The organism is Bacillus sp. UMB0728 (assembly GCF_002858875.1).
Classification (GTDB): Bacteria; Bacillota; Bacilli; order Bacillales; family Cytobacillaceae; genus Bacillus_AB; species Bacillus_AB infantis.
Genome location: NZ_PKLA01000001.1, coordinates 564291 through 583699, shown reverse-complemented (window position 1 = coordinate 583699; position 19409 = coordinate 564291). Strand labels below are relative to the sequence as shown.

The following is a 19409-nucleotide window of genomic DNA, read 5'->3' as shown; positions in this document are numbered from 1 at the left end:
AGTGAAGCGGAGGTATCGAGTTTCTTTTTTAATAAATTGTGGTTGATTCCTGCACATCTTACTGGAGTCACTATTTTCATTTTTCTTCAGGAAAGTGGTTCCAGTTCCTCCGGCTGGAGCCACTATTTCCATTTTTCTTCAGGATAGTGGTCCCAGCTCCTGTGGCTGGAGCCACTATTTTCGTTTTTCTTCAGGATAGTGGTCCCAGCTCCTGTGGCTGGAGCCACTATTTTCATTTTTCTTCAAAATAGTGGTCTCAGCGCTACCGGCTGAAGCCACTATTTTCGATTTTCTTCACGGTAGTGGTTTTACCTCCACCGGCTTTGACCACTATTTTTTATTTCATATCACTATAGTGGCACCAAGCACATCCTGCCCCCAATTTTAATTCACAATAATTGCACACTAACCCCATCTGATTAATAATAGTAGTAACGAGATTTGAATGGAAAAGTTAAGGAGGAGTAATGTGCGCGATTTTATCAAAGCTGCGGGTGAAGCAGATAGATACGAACTGATGAAAGAGCTGTCCGCCATCTTCAAGGAGCGGAGCCGATCAAAGGAAAATAGAGGGAGCTTCCCACATAGAAATATTTTAGACCTGAAAGCATCCGGCTACACATCCCTTACTGTTCCGGCAGACCGGGGCGGAAAGGGTATCTCATTGCTAGAAATGATCAGGCTGCAGGAAAAGCTCGCAGAAGGAGATGGTTCTACTGCACTTGCAATCGGGTGGCATATGGGGATAACGAAAAATCTGGGAGAGAAAAGGAAGTGGGATGACGAACTTTTTTCCTTTCTTTGCCGTGAAATCCTGGAAGGGAAGCTGATAAACAGTGCCGCAACGGAAAGGCAGACAGGCAGCCCGACACGGGGCGGACGGCCCCAGACTACAGCAGTCCTCAAGGGTGGAAGCTGGGTGATCAGCGGCAGAAAGACCTTTACAACGATGGCTCCGGCTCTGGATTATTTTATTGTCAGCGCCTTTATTCCAAGTGAAGACAAGACAGGAAATTTCCTTGTTCCCAGAGAGGCTGAAGGTTTGTCGATCGAGGAGACATGGGACAGTGTCAGTATGAGAGGCACCGGCAGTCATGATCTTGTGGTTGATGAGGTTTCCATTGATAAGACATTCCTGGCTGAAATATTGGGGCAGGACAAAAAGGCGAATGGCTGGCTTCTTCATATTCCAGCGGTATATCTTGGCATTGCACAAGCAGCCCAGGATTATGCGGCTGGCTTTGCTAAAAGTTATTCTCCCAATAGCATCCAGGGAACCATCAGCGATATCCCTTCTGTCCAGCAGAAAATAGGGGAGATCGAGCTTGAACTGATGCGGGCAAGAGAGTTTCTTTATGCAGCGGCAGACAGATGGGACAGGGCCGCAGAAAATGAAAGAGAGTCCATGCAGCCTCTTCTCGGTGCTGTAAAGCTGGCTGTTACAAATGCAGCATTAACAGTTGCTGACCTTGCAATTCGGGTCGTTGGCGCAAGAAGCCTTTCTGAACAGAATCCTCTGCAGCAATATTATCTGGATATCAGGGCAGGCCTTCATAATCCTCCAATGGATGATATGACCATATCGCTGCTTGCCCGCAAAGCCTTATCAAGGCTTGACTGAAAAAAGAATGGGAATTCCCATTCTTTTTTTTGTTAAGGAAAAAGTACACGAGTAAATTACCGGCAAAACTGCATAATAAAAACATCCAGCACTTAAAGAAAGAGCATAACCGGGGTGTAAGCAATGGCTTTTAAAAAGAAAAACACTACTGAAAAAAAGTATCAATGGAAGCCTGAAGAAATGCCTGAAGAGCTGGTATCCGCTGATCATGTCAGGAAGAAGATGGAAGGCTCTGATGACTTCAAGGAAAGGATCATTGAAGCAGAGGGAAGGACTCTTTATCTCTTTTTTCTTTCCAGCATGGTTGATGATGCCAGGCTTGAGGAAAGAATCATCAAGCCGCTTTCACTATCAGCAGGAAATCTCATAGAGAAACAGGCGCAAACACAGGAGGTTCAACGCACTTCTATCCTGAGTGATGCACTGAAAGGGATCCTGACAGGATATTGCTTTGCCATGGAACATGATTCTTCCGAGGGTGTGCTTCTTTCTGCAGCTTCCAGCCTTTCCAGAGAAATTTCTGACCCGGCCAATGAACATATTATCCAGGGCTCTCACGAAGGATTCATTGAGAACATCGGCAAGAACCTCCTTTTGATCAGGAAGCGCATCGAGAATCCCAATTTAAAAGTAAAATATATAACGATCGGCAAAGCGACCAATACCGCTTCTGCACTTATTTACATAGAAAACCTCACCTCCGGAAAACTGATAACCGAGATTACAAAAAGGCTTGCCAGCATTTCCATGGACAGCATTCAGAGTCCAGGATTTATCCAGGATTGCATCGAGGACCATCCTTTTTCTCCGTTTCCACAGATATTGAATACAGAAAGGCCGGACAGAGCTGCTGCACATTTGATGGAAGGAAGGGCTGTGCTCATTACGGATGGCAGCCCTTCTGTGATGATCATGCCAGTGACATTTTTTGCTTTCTTTCAATCTCCGGAAGATTATAACAACCGCTGGTACCTGGGCTCCTTTTTCCGGTTTCTGCGGCTTATCTCATTTATCTTGTCGCTGATATTGCCTGCTTTCTATGTGGCGGTTGTTTCCTATCATCATGAAATCGTTCCAATTGAACTTGTTTACACACTTCAGGCGTCATTGAATTTTGTGCCGGTGCCTCCAGTCATAGAAGCAATGTTCATGCAGCTGGCCCTTGAACTGCTGAGGGAAGCGGCAGTACGGCTGCCGCAGCCGATTGCACAAACCATTGGCATAGTCGGAGGGCTTGTTATTGGGACTGCAGTGGTGGAAGCCGGCCTCGTTTCCAATGTCATGATCATAGTAGTGGCCTTGACCGCAATTGCATCCTTTGTCATCCCATCTATTGAAATGAGCAATACCCTCCGGTTTATCGGGTTCCCGCTTATGCTTCTGGCAAGCATATTCGGCTTCATCGGCATTGTGTTCGGCCTGCTTCTGCTGGTGATCCATCTAGCTCAGCTTAAATCATTTGGTGTTCCGTATTTCAGTCCTTTTGCACCTCTCAGGCTGAAGGAGCTGAAAGACACATTCATAAGGGTCCCTGTATGGCTTATGAAGAAAAGGCCGAAGGATTCAATGGCAGCTTCTTTAACTAAACAGGGGAGCTCGAGGGGGTGGAAAAGAAATGAAAGTGAAGACACGTATTGACCAGCAGGATTTATTTTTCCTCCTGCTGCAGACCCAAATAGGGGCAGGCATACTGTCCATGCCATATTCACTTTATATGGCCGCAAAAAATGACGGCTGGATATCTTTATTGCTGGCAGCCGCTGCTATTTTCTCCTTGATTTATTTCTATTGGCTGCTTTGCAGGCGCTTCCCCCATCAGACACTGTTTGATTTCTCAGGGAAGGTGTTTGGAAAATGGGGCGGGGCTCTGATCAATCTCGGCTATATATGCTATTTTGTATCTACAGCTCTGCTGGTTTATCTGAACTTTGCCGATATCATCGGCCGGTGGGTTTTGCTTGATACACCTCGCTGGCTTCTTATTCTTCTTTTGATGTTCATAGCCGTTTCTGCCTGCAGCGGCTCCTTTAGCAGCATCGTCTCTCTGTTTTCATTCACTTCGGTATTCATTGTCTTTCTTTTCATCCTTTCTCTATTCATTTTTAAGGAGCCTGAAATTGATTATCGATATATGTTCCCTGTTGCCTCACAAGGAGTTCTCCCGATTTTAAGGGGGGCAAAAGAAGCAGTATATGGTTTTCTCGGCGTAGAAACGGCACTGTTTTTCCTGGCATTCGTCAGGGAGCCGGAAAAAAAGGGGGCAGTAAAGGGAGCCTTTTTGGCCCAGATAGTGATCAGTGTATTTTATTTATATCTGTTTATGGCAAGCATTATCATGTTCAGCCCGAAGGAGATCGTACTCATCCCGGAACCTGTCCTGTACATGCTCAAAGCCATCACCTTCAAGATCATAGAAAGGCTTGATCTCGTCTTTATAACCGTTTGGATGACGGCAGCTGCAACAACGATTATCAGCTATACATACCTGTCAGGAATGGGCCTCTCCAAGCTGCTTAAAATCAAGCACAGAAGAGCCGTCCTTGCTGCTACAGGCATCATTTTCATCCTAACCTTTATTCCGCAAGGGGAAATGGAGATAACCAGCATTGGCAGGGCGGTGTCCTTTGCCGGGCTTATTTTCAGTTCTGCCCTTCCTTTAGTCTTGTATATCGCAGCAGCATTTTTAAAGAAAGGGGGTGCGGGCCTTTGAGGACCATTAAGCTGGCATGGCTGCTTATCATAGTGCTGATTCTAGGCGGCTGCTGGGATGAAAGGCTATTGAAAAATTCCCGCCTTGTTTATATTTCCGCCTTTGATCTGACTGAGGACGGTAAATACGAAACTACTTCAATCATCCGCAATACAACCAAGGTTCCTAATCCCCAGCAGGAGGCCACCAATGAAATTGCAAAGGGAGAGGGCTTGAATATACGGGATACAAGGCTTACAATCAACCGGTCACTTGCGGGGGAATTTGACCCTTCCAAAAGCAAAGTGCTGATCCTTGGAGAAGAGCTGGCTAAAAGGGATATCTATACAGTCCTTGATATCGTCTACCGTATTCCGCGGACGCCCATCATTGCTAAAGTGGCAGTAGCTGACGGAAGTGCAGGCGCTCTGCTGGCGGAGAATCATAAAAATGAACCCTTGCTTGGGGAGTTTTTGTATGAATTGCTTCTTAACAGTGAAAAAAGCACCGAAATCCAGGAGCTGACAGTGCAGAATATTTGTACCATCCTCTTCGACGAGGGCAAAGACTTTATGGTTCCTTTTATTAAAAATAATGATGAGAATAAAAAGATTGAAGTCAGCGGGAGCGCACTGTTTCATGACAGGATATTTACCGGAAAGGTCATAACCCCTGAGCAAAGCAGTCTTTTGATGCTGTTCATGGACAAGATGAACAAAGAATGCAGGTTCGCTTATAAACTGTCAAAAGGCGAAACGGTCACTTTTGCTGTCAACAAAGTTAAAAGAGACCTTCATTATACCTATAGCTACGGCAGGGCAGTATTCAAGGCAGTTCTGTCGATTGACATTAATATTGAGGAATATCCCCTCGATCATCTGCACGAAAAAAAGATTGCCAAGGAGCTTGCCAGGGAAATTTCGCAAAAAATGTCTGATGATGCAAAGGGGGTTTTCAGTATTCTTAAAGAGGAAAAAGCTGACTTACTGGGAGTTGGAAGAGAATTAATCGCTTTCCACCCGGATATATGGGAAAACATAAAGGGGAGTGATTATTATGCAAAGGTGGATGTAAAACCGGAGGTCCGCATCCTTATTTCGGGTAACGGCATCATCAATTAATGATTGCCACCCTTTTATTTGAGAGGTTTGGTTTTCGCTCTATCATGGTAAATAAATATTAAAACAAAGACTACAAAGATAGAGGGTGATGTCACTGCTTGCGTTTTTAAAAAGAGGGAATAAGTCTTCAGGGATTGCAGCTGTAGGGAATACGGCTTTAGCCATCGCCAAAGGAGTCGCAGCAGCAATAAGCGGCAGCGGTGCCATGTTTGCTACGACCCTTCATTCGGTTGCGGATGCATTGAACCAGGGATTCGTCTTCTTCGGAAGCGCCATATCCGAGAAAGAAGCAACAAAAAGATTTCCAAGCGGATTTGGCCGTGTGGTCAATTTATTCGTTTTGATCGCGGTTATTGTGATTTCCATTATGGCATACGAAACCATTCATAAAGGATGGGACCTTATTGTCCATCCCCATGAGTCTTCTGATTTGTGGCTGAACATCATTATCATGATTCTTGCCATCTTGACAGATGGGGGGGTCCTTGTGAAGGCAATGAAAGAGATTGCCCATGAAACAAAAAGCGGGGCAAAGGGATTCAGCGTATTTACGACTTCATTTAAGAATGTCCGCCTTGCTGCACCGCCTACAAGACTTGTCTTTTATGAAGATATCATCGCGACCTTCGGGGCTCTGCTGGCACTTATTTCAATCATCCTTGCCCATTTGACAGGCTTCTATTTCCTGGATGGGGTAGGGACAATCCTGATTGGATTCCTGCTGGTGGGAATTGCCATCAAAATTGGATATGAAAATACTCTTGGACTGATTGGTGTTGCGGCACCAAAGGAAATTGAAGACCGGGTGGCAGATACCATCCTATCAGATCCGGACGTGGTTGATATTAAAGATATGCGCATCCTCCAGGAAGGAAGGAAGTATCATATTGAAAGCTATATTGAGCTGAAAGCCGGCCTTTCCCTGGCCATAGCAGATGATATCATCTACAGGGTCCGGGATAAGCTCTTCAAAGATCCGGATGTCGGGGATGTCAGGATGGGAATCCTTGAAACTGACAACATCACCACATGGAAAAGGGATTAGATAATAATGAGGCACACTTCCAAAAGAAGTGTGCCTTTTCTATGCAGCAGAAAGCTGTAAATGCAGGATCTAAAATAGTCAGCTATTATTGCTGTAAAAGGGACTGACGATATTTTGCTGCGAGCTGCTGCTTTGTCATGACGAGATACGCAGGAGCTGCATCCTTTAAGTCCTTCCATTTAGCTTTAGGCTGGGACAAAAAATAAATCGGTGCCTGCATCAGCTGCTTAAGGAGAATATACCCCCTGTGTGTCAAAGGATGACGTTCAAAGCCAAGAATCTGGTAGCCTTTGTTAATCATGGTGATGCCTATGACACCCTTGATTAAGTCGCTGTCAGGATGCTTTTCAAGATGCAGAGCCAGACAGGGCATGGATTCGCCGACAATTCTGATTAAAGCTCTGCCTCTGGATACCGGGCTTTTAATGTGGACAAGCTGCTTGAGAAGCCTCGAATTATGAAGATGGATTTTGATGACAATATCATTTTTTTTGAGGGAGGAGCCGTCTGAGAGGATGATATCGGGACCTCGATATTTCGTCTTTCTGACCCGGAATACGCTGTACTTTTCCTCCAGCTTTAAATGAAACAACCTTGTACAGCAATAATAGACAGGATCAAGGAAATCCCATAAGTAAATCAGCCAGATACGAATGATCATTCCAGTCTCCTTTGATGTTGATTTTTTGTTAGCTTTTTATAAAAGATGCTTTTGTATACTCCCTGTATTCAAACTTAAGGCTGTGTCCGATGTGAATGTTTACCATCATGATTAGCAGCATTCATGAGCACGCTAAGAGAAAACTGACAACCCGAGGTGCACTTTAATGAAAAGAATAATCACAGCCCTCATCAGTGCTGCAGCGTTGTTTGCGGCTGTTATGATGTTATTCCAGCTGCCGGGCAACAACCAGGAAAGGAAAGATGAAGGGGAGCTCTCCGGTCGTACACAATCTTTAGAACAAAGCTCAAGCCGCCTGCTGAGAATCAATGCAATAGAACAGGGCGAAAGAATTAAAACAATCCTGAACAGGGATGACGATGTGAAGATCATCCATCATAACCTGAAGGATAAAAGCCACTATAAAGAGCATGAAGCTACTGTTAAATTTTCCTCTCCTCCTGATGATGATGAGCTTGACAGTCTGGCAGCCGGACTTGATGCAGAATTCTTCCGGCACATGGATTCCATATTTGTTTTTCAGTCTGACAGTATGACAACCGCAGACCTTCTGCAGTTTTTCAGGGAACGGACTGATGTCGCCTATGCAGAGCCTAACTTCATCCTGATGCAAAATCAAACTCAGCTTCCGAATGACCTGCTTTATAGAGAAAAGTACCAATGGAACCTGCCTGCCATCGATATTGAGAAAGCCTGGGATATCTCAAAGGGTGATGAAGATATCATTATTGCCGTTGTCGATACAGGGGTGGATATAGATCATCCTGATCTCAGGAGACGATTGATGAAGGGCTATAATGTTATGCAGAACAGCAGCGATTTTGACGACGACAATGGCCATGGAACTCACGTTGCAGGCATTATAGCTTCTGAAACAAACAATGGGGAAGGTATTGCAGGCATAACCTGGAATAATCGGATCATGCCGGTTAAGGCAATGGGCAGCAAGGGCTACGGTTATACATTCGATATCGCCAAGGGCATTATCTGGGCAGCGGATCACGGAGCAGATGTGATCAATCTGAGCCTTGGCAACTACCAGCCGTCTGCTTTCCTGGAGGAAGCGATCCGGTATGCTTATGACAAAGGAGCGGTCCTCATTTCAGCTGCAGGGAATGACAACTCTGAACAGCCATCATTTCCGGCTGCCTTTCCGGAAGTGCTCAGTGTATCGGCTGTAAGCTATACGGGTGAAAAAGCTGATTTTTCTAATTATGGTTATTATATTGATGTGACCGCACCAGGTGTGTATATTCCAAGCACCTATTTTAAAAATCAGTATGCAGCCCTTTCAGGCACATCCATGGCAAGCCCGCATGTCGCAGGACTTGCAGGGCTCATTCTTTCAGTCAATCCTGATTTGTCCAATAGAGAGGTCATGAATATTATAAAAGGTACAGCGAGGGATATTGGGGAAGAAGGCAGGGATGCTTACTTCGGCAATGGCCTGATTGATATCAATGCTGCACTTGCAGCTGCTGAATAATAACAAAAGGACCGGCCGCGGTAATGAGCGGGCAGGTCCTTTTCCATGTTGGATAACATTAATTGGATATACTTTTTCTCCAGAGGTAAAGCCGTTGCTTGAAATAAAAATGCTTTTAGTCTTTGCAGCTCCTATAGAGCCTCATCAAAAACCCAAAAAATTATTAAACCCCTGCTGATTGGAGTGAAAGGCACGCAGAGTCCTTCGGTAAAGCAGCGCCTCCCCGCAGAAAGCGAAGTGCACGGAAATCAACGGCACCACTCCAGCTGAAAGCTAAGGGATAGGAAAAATGAAAATTAACTAATTAAGCTTTTAATAAGCCTACAATCCATATATAAGCTTAGTTTATGGAGCCTTGGCTGCGCTCAGCTCTTCACTCCATACAAAATGCAGCCGACACCGGCAAATACCCAGAGCATCTTGGTAAATGAAACCTTATCGGCAAGGCCAATGAGCCCTATAGTGGTTGTTGCAATCAGGATGAGCGGGCCAACGAGGGCGAGAGAGCTGTTCAATACGAGTGCTTTTTCAATATCATTGTATTTAATGATCAGAAATGCAGCCAAAATTTCAAGGCTTCCCGAAAAAATCCTCAGTGAAGCCATCATGATTATGGTTTTTTCCAAAAGCTGAAACATAAGTACCTCCCAAAAGCAGTTTGCTATAGTATATGCAGCCGGACTGCCGGGAAGGACAAACAATTCCAGCACCTGCTGAAAGTAAAAAGATTCTGCCCATCATGACAGAATCTTTATGGCATCATGCTGACTGTTTCAGTTTATTCAAACGGCTGCCAGAAAGCGCATTCCGATTCAGTCTTAGTGCAAGAAGGCCGGCCAGTACGGAAAGTATGATATCCTTAGGCAGCGGAACCAGCATCCAGATCCATGCCATCGCATAAGTGAAGCCTTCCGGTGCTGCAAACCATAGTTTATAGGCTAGATACATATAGTTTGTCCCTAATATATAATTGATGGCCAGTCCCGTAAGCGCAGCTGTGATATAAGATGCTTTGCTTGAATTCTTTTCAATTATCTTCCCTGTTGCATAAGCTGCAAGAATATATGTAAGGATGAAGCCGAATGTCGGGCTGATGACAGTCGCAAAGCCGGAGCCGAATTTTGCAAACACAGGGACACCAGCGATGCCAACCAAGGCATATACAGTCATGGCGATGGCTGACAGCCTGCTGCCAAGGATGGCGCCAGAGAGGATCGCGATGAATGTTTGCAGGGTAATAGGGACCCCTCCGATAACCATGAATGGGACGAATGATGTGATATTTGCTCCAATTGCCATCAGGGCAGTAAACATACCGGCCAATGAAAGATGTAGCGGCGTCAATTTCTTTTTCATGAATTATGCCTCCCAGAATTGTTTTATACTAAAATAAGAATAAGATGGAAAACGACTATATGTCAACTGAAATTATATTTAGTTTACTAAAGGAGTTCGAATGATGGTGGACAGGCCAAGAGCAAATACATTGGGCATTATTTATAAGGACGGCCGCATCCTGGCGGAAAAGCTCAGCGGGAAGCATTCAAAGGGTGAGGGAGTCTTTTACCGCCCGCTCGGAGGAACAATAGAACTTGGGGAAACCTCGATAGATGCTTTGAAAAGAGAGTTCATGGAAGAGATAGGAGCAGAGATCAATATAGTGAATTATATTGCCTGCATAGAAAACATTTACTCTATTAATGGAATCACGAGACATGAATTGACACAGCTTTATGAGGCCGAGCTTGTGAATGAGTCACTATACGAAAAAGAGTCCATTCCAGTGAACGAAAATGGGAGAAAGTCGGAAGCAAAATGGATACCAGTTATTTCTTTTATTGATGAGAGGGAAGTACTTTTTCCAGCCGGGCTTGAAAATTATCTAATCCGTTTCTTGTAATCCAAATGTGTACTTTTCTGCCTGCACGGGTATAGAACTAATAAAAGAAAGGGTGATAATCATGCAGACATATGGCGAGTGGTATACTCGCAGGCGTCCAGAATACAAAGGGTGGGAGAACCAGGATACTAATGAGATCTTATTCAAAAATGCTCTTTACTACGGCCTCCCATCTGTTGTCATGGTTGCGCTTTTAATATTAGCCTGAATAGTGAAGCACCTGCCTTTCCGGCAGGTGCTTTTTTATGTTCTCTTTTTCTGGATAATAGTAAAGCTTCAGAAATTATAGTAAAATAGGGGCAATTAACTGGTAGGAAGAAGGTGTCCGTATGTTCGAGCTGCTGCTGACAATGCTCGAGAGGCTTGGCCTGATTGTTACCATTGCCTTCATTTTGACCAGATTCCGTTTTTTCCGCGAAATGATATACCAGGAATCATTGACGGCAAAACAGCGGTGGGTCGCTGTTCTTTTTTTTGGATTCTTCGGTATATTCGGCACCTATACCGGTGTCAGTTTTGACACGGATACCCTGCAGTTCAGCCGCTGGGCGTCAGAGCTATCTTCAGATGAAGCCATTGCAAACTCCAGGGTGATCGGCGTGGTTCTTGCCGGACTATTCGGAGGGTACAGGGTAGGGATTGGCGCCGGATTGGTGGCAGGAGTCCACCGTTTTACATTGGGCGGCTTTACAGCTTTTTCCTGCGGCTTGGCTTCAATCTTTGCTGGGATCATTGCAAGCATCCTGCATAAGAGAAACAGGCATGTGAAGCTGTCGACAGCGTTTTTTATCGGAGCCCTGGCCGAAAGTGTGCAGATGCTTATCATCCTTCTTCTCTCAAGGCCTTATAGCAAAGCTTCAGCTTTGGTCGAAACCATCGGTCTGCCCATGATTCTCGCCAATGGAGTCGGCTGTGCCATTTTCCTGCTGATCATCAAAAGCGTGGTCAATGAAGAGGAAAAAGCTGCAGCCATCCAGGCGCAGAAATCCCTGCGCCTGGCACGCCAGACTTTGAAGCATCTGCGAAAAGGGATGACCAGCGATGCGGCAGAAGAGGTATGCCGCATCCTTTACCACGAAGTCAATGCAAGCGCCGTGTCGATTACAGATGATGAACGCATCCTGTCTCATATTGGTGTGGCTGATGACCATCACAAATCAGGACATCTGATTCAAACAGATATAACCAGAAAGGTTCTTGGCCAAGGAGCCTTGATCATTGCCGGCAGGAATGATATCAGCTGCAGCAGTCCGTCATGCCCGCTTGGTGCTGCCGCCATTGCTCCGCTGAAGGAAAGGGGACAGACCATCGGCACCTTGAAATTCTATTTTAAGTCAGAAAAAGAAATTACCAATGTAGTCATTGAATTAATTTCCGGTCTGAGCATGCTCCTTAGCAATCAGCTCGATGCTGCAAGGGGAGAGAAAGCATACCAGCTTGCGAAGGATGCAGAAATCAAGGCACTGCAGGCACAAATCAGCCCGCACTTTTTGTTTAATACTTTGAATGTAATTGTTTCCCTGATTCGCATTGATCCAAAGAAAGCCCGCAAGCTGCTCTTGTCGCTTTCCCATTTCCTGAGGCAGAATCTTACGGGTACAACTTTGGAACGTACAACATTGAAGGAAGAATTAAAGCATGTACAAGCCTACTTGGAAATAGAGGAAGCAAGATTTTCTGACAGGCTTAAAACTGAATTCCGGATAGAAGAGGAAGCACTTTCTGCTCAAATTCCGCCGCTGACACTCCAGCCGCTAGTAGAGAATGCAGTCAAGCATGGCATCAAGGATAAGGAAGCTGACTGCAGGATCATTATTTCTGCTGCTGTTAAAAAAGAAGGGACAAAAGTTTCCGTTTCTGACAATGGAGCAGGTATCGAAACAGAACGCCTTCACCAGCTGGCAAGGGGCATCGTACCTTCCCTGACTGGGACAGGACTTGGAATTTATAATGTAAACAGGAGGCTGGCGATGCTCTTTGGGGAAAGAGCCGGACTTAATTTTGACAGCAGGCTGAATGAAGGGACGACAGTCTCATTCGTGCTGCCGGACAAAGGAGAAGAATAGCATGGAAAGAAAAATCAGCATACTGATTGCGGACGATGAGCCATACAGCAGGCAGGAGCTTGTTCACCTGCTGAACGAATATGGAGACCTTCAGGTAATAGGGGAAGCAGAATCTGGTGAACAGGCAGTCATCCAGTGTCTGCAGCTGCAGCCGGATGCTGTATTTTTGGATATTGAAATGCCAAAAATGAATGGCATGGAAGCCGCCCGATCGCTGAATGATTTAAAAAAAGTGCCAAAAATAATCTTTGCGACAGCTTACCCGCAGTTTGCGGCAGAAGCTTTCCGCTATGAAGCGGTTGATTATCTGCTGAAGCCCTTTGACGAAGAGCTGGTTAAAGAAACTGTATCAAGACTCAGAAAGATTTTTGCAGAAGAAGGCGACAGCACAGCCGCAGCCGTGAACCCGGGGAAACTGGCAGTGGAGGAAGATGGCAATATCTCTTATATAGACCCATTGTCCATCCTATATATTTCTCGTGATGATAAAGTTTCAAGGATTGTTGCGAAAAACGGAAGCTATTCTGTTAAAACTCCTTTAAAGGAGCTTGAAAGCAGGCTGCAGCAATTTCCTTTTTTCCGCATACATAAAAGCACAATCGTCCATCTGCCCTATGTATCAAGGTTGACTCCATGGTTTAACGGCGCTTACCAGCTTGAAGTGGAGGGGTCTGAAGAAATATTATCTGTCAGCCGGAATTATGCCAAAGGATTAAGGAGCAGGCTGGAAATTTAGTGATGCAGGCAGGAGTATTGTGCCTGCATTTCACCTCTCTATTTCAGCATCTTAAGACAGATTATTGACATGTTGGCCACAATTCCGCCACATTTTCCTCCAGGTGCCTTATACTTTATGTAAGCGATTACAAAAGGAGGCATTTCAATTTGTATTCTTTTATAGCAGGCATCATTTTACTTATAGCAGGGTATTTCACTTATGGAAAATTTGTAGAAAAAGTATTCGGCGTTAAAAAGGAGAGGCAGACTCCAGCTTATACGCACAAAGACGGCGTTGATTATCTGCCGATGAATACGAAAAAAAACTCTCTCATCCAGCTGCTGAATATAGCAGGTGTTGGTCCGATCTTTGGACCTATCATGGGTGCATTATATGGACCAGTTGCTTTCCTGTGGATTGTGCTCGGCTGCATTTTCGCCGGTGCTGTCCATGATTATCTGACAGGTATGATTTCCATCCGCAACAGGGGTGCACACTTGCCGGAACTGGCCGGAAAATTTCTCGGCAGCTTTATGAAGCATGTTGTGAATGCATTTGCCATTCTGCTGCTGCTTCTTGTGGGAACTGTATTTGTTACTTCCCCGGCAGGGCTTCTTCACAATTTGATGAACGGGTGGATGAGCATGGGCCTGATTCTTGGTGCCATCTTTATCTACTATATACTGGCGACACTATTGCCGATTGACAAAATCATAGGACGCTTTTATCCCATCTTTGGAGCATTGCTTTTGATCAGTGCGCTTGGAGTAGGGGCTTCGCTCATCATCAGCGGTGCGCCTATCCCTGAAATCAATCTGACAAACATGCATCCTGATAATGCACCGATCTTCCCGCTTCTGTTCCTGACAATTTCCTGCGGGGCTTTATCCGGATTCCATGCGACCCAGACCCCAATCATTTCGAGGACAACAGAAAATGAGGACCAAGGCAGAAAGATTTTCTATGGCATGATGATTGCAGAAGGCGTTATTGCCATGATTTGGGCTGCAGCTGCAATGAGCCTTTTCAATGGCTCTGCAGGCTTGAATGAACTGCTTGCAGCAGGCGGGCCTGCCGCAGTAGTAAGTGAAGCTTCAAAACTGACTCTTGGTGCTGTCGGCGGAACACTGGCTGTGCTCGGAGTGATAGTCCTGCCGATCACATCAGGCGACACTGCTTTCCGGAGTGCAAGGATGATCATTGCCGACTATATCCGCTTCGGCCAGCAGAAGCTGGGCAACCGCCTGGTTATCGCCCTGCCGCTGTTTGTAATATCATTTGCACTGACAAAGATTGACTTTGAGATTCTTTGGAGATACTTCTCCTGGGCAAACCAGTCTACTGCTGTCATCGCCCTTTGGGTAGCAAGCATGTACCTTTTCATTGCCAGAAAAAATTATTGGATTGCCATGATACCGGGCATCTTCATGACAATGGCCACCGTCACTTATATCCTGAACGCAAAAATCGGATTTGGCCTTTCAATGAATATATCGTATTTAGGGGCTGCGATTGCTACGGTTATTATCACTGTTCTTTTCTATAACGCTGCAGGAAGGGCAAGAAAGAACAATATCGCACTCGAAGAAGATATCACAGGAAGAGTTGCTTAAGATCAATTATGCGTAAGAGCCTGGATGAGCATTTCCGGGCTCTTCTGCTTAGATGCTGTGCTAAAATTAAAAATAATGCTGGAAATAAACGGAATGATGCAGGATTTAGTTTTGCAGCCGTTTTCTGAGAAAGGAAGGTAAGAATATGCGTATATTGATTGCAGGGGCAGGAGCAGTAGGAGGGTATTTCGGAGGCAGGCTCCTTGAAAAAGGAGAAGATGTTACCTTTCTAGTAAGGGAAAAGAAATACGATCAGCTTCAGCAGAACGGCCTGGTCATCAACAGCGTACATGGAGATGCGATGTTGAAACCAAAGCTTCTGAGAACAGGGCTTCCTTCAGAAGAAAACTTTGATTTGATCTTGCTTTCTGTGAAAGCCTATCACCTTGAGGAAGCCATCGGAAATATTAAGCCTTTTGCTGGAGAAGGTACATGCATCCTTCCGCTGCTGAATGGCATTGCACATATGGACACGCTTGAAAGGGCCTTTGGAAAGGAGAGGCTCCTTGGAGGTCTTTGCTTCATAGAATCAACATTGGATGAAAAAGGAGAAATTGTTCAGAAAAGCGATATACAGGAGGTTGTTTTTGGCGAAATTGACGGGAGGGAGACCGGGCGGATTTCCCGAATACGTGAAGCACTTGCCGAAACAAAGGCTTCTTTCCGGTACAGCAGTGAGATCGTGAGTGAAATGTGGAGCAAGTATCTTTTTATCAGCATGATGTCCGGGCTTACAACGCTGACACGTTCGCCAGTCGGTCCTATAAGGGATACAGCAGAGGGGAGAAGCATCATAGAGGGGCTTGCTCTGGAAATCCTTCCTGTCATGAAAAGCTTGGGAGCGAATCTTCCGGATGATGCAAAAGAAAATATCATTAAGAAAATAAATGCAGTCGGATATCATATGAAATCTTCCATGCAGCGAGACATGGAAAAAGGCTTGCAGACCGAGTCAGCCCACTTCTTTAAATATCTCCTGGATGCAGCGGCTGAACACCGTTTACCAGTGCCAGTTCTGAATACCATCTATATGAATCTGCAGGTATATGAAAAGAGGAGGGAAGAACAAAAAGAGAGGGGGTAAACTCAAAACAGTCCGGAGACAAGTAATCAGAGGGTGTTAGTCAGAGCGACTAACACCCTCTGGCTGCAGAAAAGCGATTCAGAGGTCTTAGTCAGAGCGACTAATACCCTCTAGCCGCAGAAAAGCGAATCAGACGGTCTTAGTTAGAGCGACTAACACCATCTAGCCACAGAAAAGTAAATCAGAGGGTCTTAGTCAGAGCGACTAATACCCTCTTGTCCACAGAAAAGCGAATCAGAGGGTCTTAGTCAGAGCGACTAAAACCGTCTGTCCACAGAAAAGCGAATCAGAGGGTCTTAGTCAGAGCAAATAACACCATCTAGCCACAGAAAAGTGAATCAGACGGTCTTAGTCAGAGCGACTAATACCCTCTTGTCCACAGAAAAGCGAATCAGAGGGTCTCAGTCAGTGCGACTAACACCATCTAGCTACAGAAAAGTGAATCAGACGGTCTTAGTCAGGGCGACTAATACCCTCTTGTCCACAGAAAAGCGAATCAGAGGGTCTTAGTCAGTGCGACTAATACCCTCTGGCCACAGAAAAGCAAATCAGAGGGTCTTAGTCAGAGCGACTAATACCCTCTGTCCACAGAAAAGCGAATCAGACGGTCTTAGTCAGAGCAAATAACACCATCTAGCCACAGAAAAGTGAATCAGACGGTCTTAGTCAGAGCGACTAATACCCTCTTGTCCACAGAAAAGCGAATCAGACGGTCTTAGTCAGTGCGACTAACACCATCTAGCTACAGAAAAGTGAATCAGACGGTCTTAGTCAGGGCCCCCAAAGCCCACTTGCTCATTGAAAAACAGAAGCAGAGGGTTTCCCCCCAATCACAACTTCTGTTTGCCTGAAGGGGATTTCTAATTTCATTAGTTGTCTTAAAGTCTAATGCAGATCTTTAACCTTATACTATTGGAGAGCAAACCCCAGCAGTTTTATATCCTGGAGGATTTTCTGCTGGATATCAGGCTCTTTGCATTTTTCAAAGTCAGTGATCAATCTGCCAATTTCCCTAATAAAAAGCAAATATTCGCTGTCTTTCAGCATAAATAGTCACCCCTACTATCGAAATAGGTCTAATTTCATACATTTTAGTATAAAATAGCAGAGATTGGAAGTAAAGTAAATTTACCTGCAGTTCACTCATTTATGCTTTTTTGTTTTAGTATGAACCTCCTCTGCGAGCTGTTCTGCTCTCTGATCGTTTTCAATGCCGCCTGAAAGGCCCGGTGTATCAGGCAGAAAGACGGGGCGGACTACGGAATCTGCTGATACAACTTTCCACTTTCCTTCATCAAGAGCCAGGCTGAAATCTATAATCCCTAAATGGCTTCCCCAGGAACCTGCCTGTACAGCCGGAATTCCATTGATTGTCCCTGCTTCCGAATCGATCAGACCGCTGCTGTCCCTAAGTTTAGGAGACGGAAAGACCTGGTGGGTATGGCCGAACATAATGGCATCAATTCCAGGCACCTTGCTCAGCCCGAGCACTGAATTCCTGCTTTTATCCTTAACCTGTTCATCAGCTTCGAGACCAGCATGTGCCAGTGCTATTATGACATCTGCGCCTTTTTCCCTCATAATCGGAATATAATGCTCAGCTGACTCGACCATAGATTTATTGCTGAGCTTTCCTTTTAAATGTTCTTCATCCCATTTCAGGACAACAGGTGTAATGAAACCAATCACACCAATTTTGACAGGATATTTTCTGCCATCATCTGCCGTAAAGTTCCGATGAAGAATCACATAAGGGGAGAAATAGGGAAGCTCTTCCTGGAATGATTCTGTACCCTGGATAAAGAGATTGCTGTTAACATAAGGAAAGGCTGCCTCTTTCAGCTTTTTATTAAGATAGCCCAGCCCGTAATTGAATTCATGATTGCCGGGTGCCGCGGCATCATACTGCAGCTCGTTCATAATGCTGATAATAGGGTGAGGCAGGCCGGGATGCTCATGAATATAATCTCCCAGAGCACTTCCCTGGATTAGATCGCCATTGTCAAAAAGAAGGGTATTATGTCTCTCCAGGCGCGCTTTTTTGATTAAGCTAACGGTTTTTACAAATCCGAAGCTCTTCACTTTTTTTCCGCTTTTATATTCGTAATTCAATATGTAAGAGTGAAGGTCCGTCGTCTCCATGATCCTGAGCTGCATGTTGGGATGGTGTTCGCTGAATACAGCTGAGCCTGAAGGAACACAGAGGAGCATGGTTAATAAAACAAACACGGTAATAAAAATGGATTCTTTTTTCAACATGGCTCACCGCCTTCCCGTGATTCTGTTATTGTGCCTTAAACACAAAGAATCATGCCAGAAAGTTAAGCGGAGGATAACTGTTCAGATTATAGAAGGAGGGCCGCAAATACCGCTTTCAGCAGCAGAGCCTTTTATTTCCCATTCAGGAACACAGTAAAAAATCTGAAGGGCTAAGTCCAGCTGTCCCTTCAGATTTCGTTTATTTTGAATAAGTTTTTTCTGTACCATCCGTAAAAGTTACTTCAACTTCAATATTTTCATAGTCTTCGTTAAGATCAAGGCCTTGTATTACCTGTACCAGTACCTCATCCTCAGAAGACTCTTCATCAAAAGTAAATTGCTTGAATGCTTCCAGCAGCTTGTCCAGCGCTTCATCTCCGTTTAATTCTTCATCATTTAAACCATCTTTGATCTCAGCTTCCATCGTATTATTTCGATCATATTCGTAATCAACTTCATACGATTTCATATCCGGATACTCAGCATCAAGCTCAAAATCTGTAAAATTGATGCGGGAGAAATCCTCAACCGGCTGTTTATTATCTGTATTCAAATCATCTTCCTGGCTAGGTGCGCTAGGGGGCGGATCCTGGACTTCATTCTCATCATTCCCGCAGGCAGCAAGCGGCAGCATCAGAAGGGCGGCTGCTATTGGTTTCAATAACTTCGATTTTTTCATGACAGACCTCCTATTTCGTTTTTATAATATGTATATTTCCTATTTCGCTATATTAAAAACGCATATGTGAGGTTTTCTGTTCTGATCTACTCTGCTGCAGGCAGCAGCCGGTCCTCTGAAAAGCATATTTCATGGAAAAAACTTTTCAGCAGCAGCCATCTGGCTGGATAGGCAGCAGCGAAGTCAGAAGCAGATTGTTCATTATAACATACGAGGCAGTCCAGCATCGTTCTGCCTTCCTTTAAGTCATAATAAAGGGCATGCAGGTTTTCATAATGCTCATTAATCTGCCAGCGGTTCAGCTTGACAGGAGATATCCCGTTTAATTTCATATAATTTTGCGCTGCCTTCTTTTGGATTTCCTGTACAATTTCAGGCGCATAATCTCCGGCTGCCAGTTTTTCATTGATAAAATAAATGCCTTTCTTCATCTATGAACCCCGTTC

General features: G+C 44.9%; 18 protein-coding genes. 11 read left to right on the top strand and 7 right to left on the bottom strand.

What is annotated here, in order from left to right:
• Nucleotides 1-445 precede the first annotated feature (445 nt).
• From CYJ37_RS02840 to CYJ37_RS02820, 5 genes are all read left to right on the top strand, one after another.
• Nucleotides 446-1621, top strand: a complete 1176-nt coding sequence (locus CYJ37_RS02840; RefSeq protein WP_094768971.1) for an acyl-CoA dehydrogenase family protein — start codon at nt 446-448, stop codon at nt 1619-1621.
• Between the two features lie 123 nt (nt 1622-1744).
• Nucleotides 1745-3259, top strand: a complete 1515-nt coding sequence (locus tag CYJ37_RS02835; protein ID WP_022543879.1) for a spore germination protein — start codon at nt 1745-1747, stop codon at nt 3257-3259.
• Complete coding sequence (locus CYJ37_RS02830) at nt 3237-4331, top strand: GerAB/ArcD/ProY family transporter (RefSeq protein ID WP_101547789.1); 1095 nt, start codon at nt 3237-3239, stop codon at nt 4329-4331. Before CYJ37_RS02835 ends, CYJ37_RS02830 begins: the two co-directional genes overlap by 23 nt.
• Complete coding sequence (locus CYJ37_RS02825; protein WP_009793731.1) at nt 4328-5431, top strand: Ger(x)C family spore germination protein; 1104 nt, start codon at nt 4328-4330, stop codon at nt 5429-5431. Before CYJ37_RS02830 ends, CYJ37_RS02825 begins: the two co-directional genes overlap by 4 nt.
• Before the next feature lie 88 nt (nt 5432-5519).
• Nucleotides 5520-6476 (top strand): cation diffusion facilitator family transporter, encoded by a 957-nt coding sequence (locus CYJ37_RS02820; protein WP_009793732.1) that lies wholly within the window; start codon nt 5520-5522, stop codon nt 6474-6476.
• A gap of 85 nt (nt 6477-6561) precedes the next feature.
• Here the strand turns inward: CYJ37_RS02820 and CYJ37_RS02815 are convergent, their stop codons facing one another.
• Nucleotides 6562-7137, bottom strand: coding sequence for a YkoP family protein (locus CYJ37_RS02815; RefSeq protein WP_101547788.1), 576 nt, complete (start codon nt 7135-7137; stop codon nt 6562-6564).
• 166 nt (nt 7138-7303) lie between these two features.
• On the opposite strand from CYJ37_RS02815, the gene CYJ37_RS02810 reads away from it, so the two are divergent.
• Nucleotides 7304-8644, top strand: a complete 1341-nt coding sequence (locus CYJ37_RS02810) for a S8 family peptidase (protein WP_101547787.1) — start codon at nt 7304-7306, stop codon at nt 8642-8644.
• 365 nt (nt 8645-9009) lie between these two features.
• On the opposite strand, the gene CYJ37_RS02805 is transcribed toward CYJ37_RS02810, so the two are convergent.
• Both CYJ37_RS02805 and CYJ37_RS02800 read right to left on the bottom strand, forming a co-directional pair.
• On the bottom strand, nt 9010-9282 hold the full coding sequence (locus tag CYJ37_RS02805) for a YqhV family protein (RefSeq protein WP_022543878.1): 273 nt from the start codon (nt 9280-9282) through the stop codon (nt 9010-9012).
• Nucleotides 9283-9403: 121 nt separating this feature from the next.
• Nucleotides 9404-10000, bottom strand: a complete 597-nt coding sequence (locus CYJ37_RS02800) for a biotin transporter BioY (RefSeq protein ID WP_094768977.1) — start codon at nt 9998-10000, stop codon at nt 9404-9406.
• A 100-nt stretch (nt 10001-10100) separates the two neighbouring features.
• Here CYJ37_RS02800 and CYJ37_RS02795 point away from each other — a divergent pair, with 100 nt between their 5' ends.
• From CYJ37_RS02795 to CYJ37_RS02775, 5 genes are all read left to right on the top strand, one after another.
• Nucleotides 10101-10544, top strand: a complete 444-nt coding sequence (locus CYJ37_RS02795; protein ID WP_101547786.1) for an NUDIX hydrolase — start codon at nt 10101-10103, stop codon at nt 10542-10544.
• A gap of 329 nt (nt 10545-10873) precedes the next feature.
• Entirely contained in the window at nt 10874-12610 is a 1737-nt protein-coding gene (locus CYJ37_RS02790) for a sensor histidine kinase (RefSeq protein ID WP_101547785.1), read from the top strand.
• Nucleotide 12611: 1 nt separating this feature from the next.
• Nucleotides 12612-13346, top strand: coding sequence for a LytR/AlgR family response regulator transcription factor (locus CYJ37_RS02785; protein ID WP_094768980.1), 735 nt, complete (start codon nt 12612-12614; stop codon nt 13344-13346).
• A 149-nt stretch (nt 13347-13495) separates the two neighbouring features.
• On the top strand, nt 13496-14941 hold the full coding sequence (locus CYJ37_RS02780) for a carbon starvation CstA family protein (RefSeq protein ID WP_009793742.1): 1446 nt from the start codon (nt 13496-13498) through the stop codon (nt 14939-14941).
• 145 nt (nt 14942-15086) lie between these two features.
• Complete coding sequence (locus tag CYJ37_RS02775) at nt 15087-16025, top strand: ketopantoate reductase family protein (RefSeq protein WP_101547784.1); 939 nt, start codon at nt 15087-15089, stop codon at nt 16023-16025.
• Nucleotides 16026-16934: 909 nt separating this feature from the next.
• Here the strand turns inward: CYJ37_RS02775 and CYJ37_RS27005 are convergent.
• The 4 genes from CYJ37_RS27005 to CYJ37_RS02760 all read right to left on the bottom strand — a co-directional run bounded on the left by CYJ37_RS27005 (nt 16935) and on the right by CYJ37_RS02760 (nt 19394).
• Complete coding sequence (locus CYJ37_RS27005; protein WP_009793745.1) at nt 16935-17072, bottom strand: hypothetical protein; 138 nt, start codon at nt 17070-17072, stop codon at nt 16935-16937.
• A gap of 96 nt (nt 17073-17168) precedes the next feature.
• Nucleotides 17169-18284 (bottom strand): metallophosphoesterase, encoded by a 1116-nt coding sequence (locus tag CYJ37_RS02770; RefSeq protein ID WP_101547783.1) that lies wholly within the window; start codon nt 18282-18284, stop codon nt 17169-17171.
• Nucleotides 18285-18483: 199 nt separating this feature from the next.
• The gene (locus CYJ37_RS02765; RefSeq protein ID WP_009793748.1) at nt 18484-18963 is read right to left on the bottom strand and encodes a YusW family protein; all 480 of its coding nucleotides are present in this window, start codon (nt 18961-18963) and stop codon (nt 18484-18486) included.
• Nucleotides 18964-19049: 86 nt separating this feature from the next.
• Nucleotides 19050-19394 (bottom strand): hypothetical protein, encoded by a 345-nt coding sequence (locus CYJ37_RS02760; RefSeq protein ID WP_009793749.1) that lies wholly within the window; start codon nt 19392-19394, stop codon nt 19050-19052.
• Between the last annotated feature and the right edge of the window lie 15 nt (nt 19395-19409).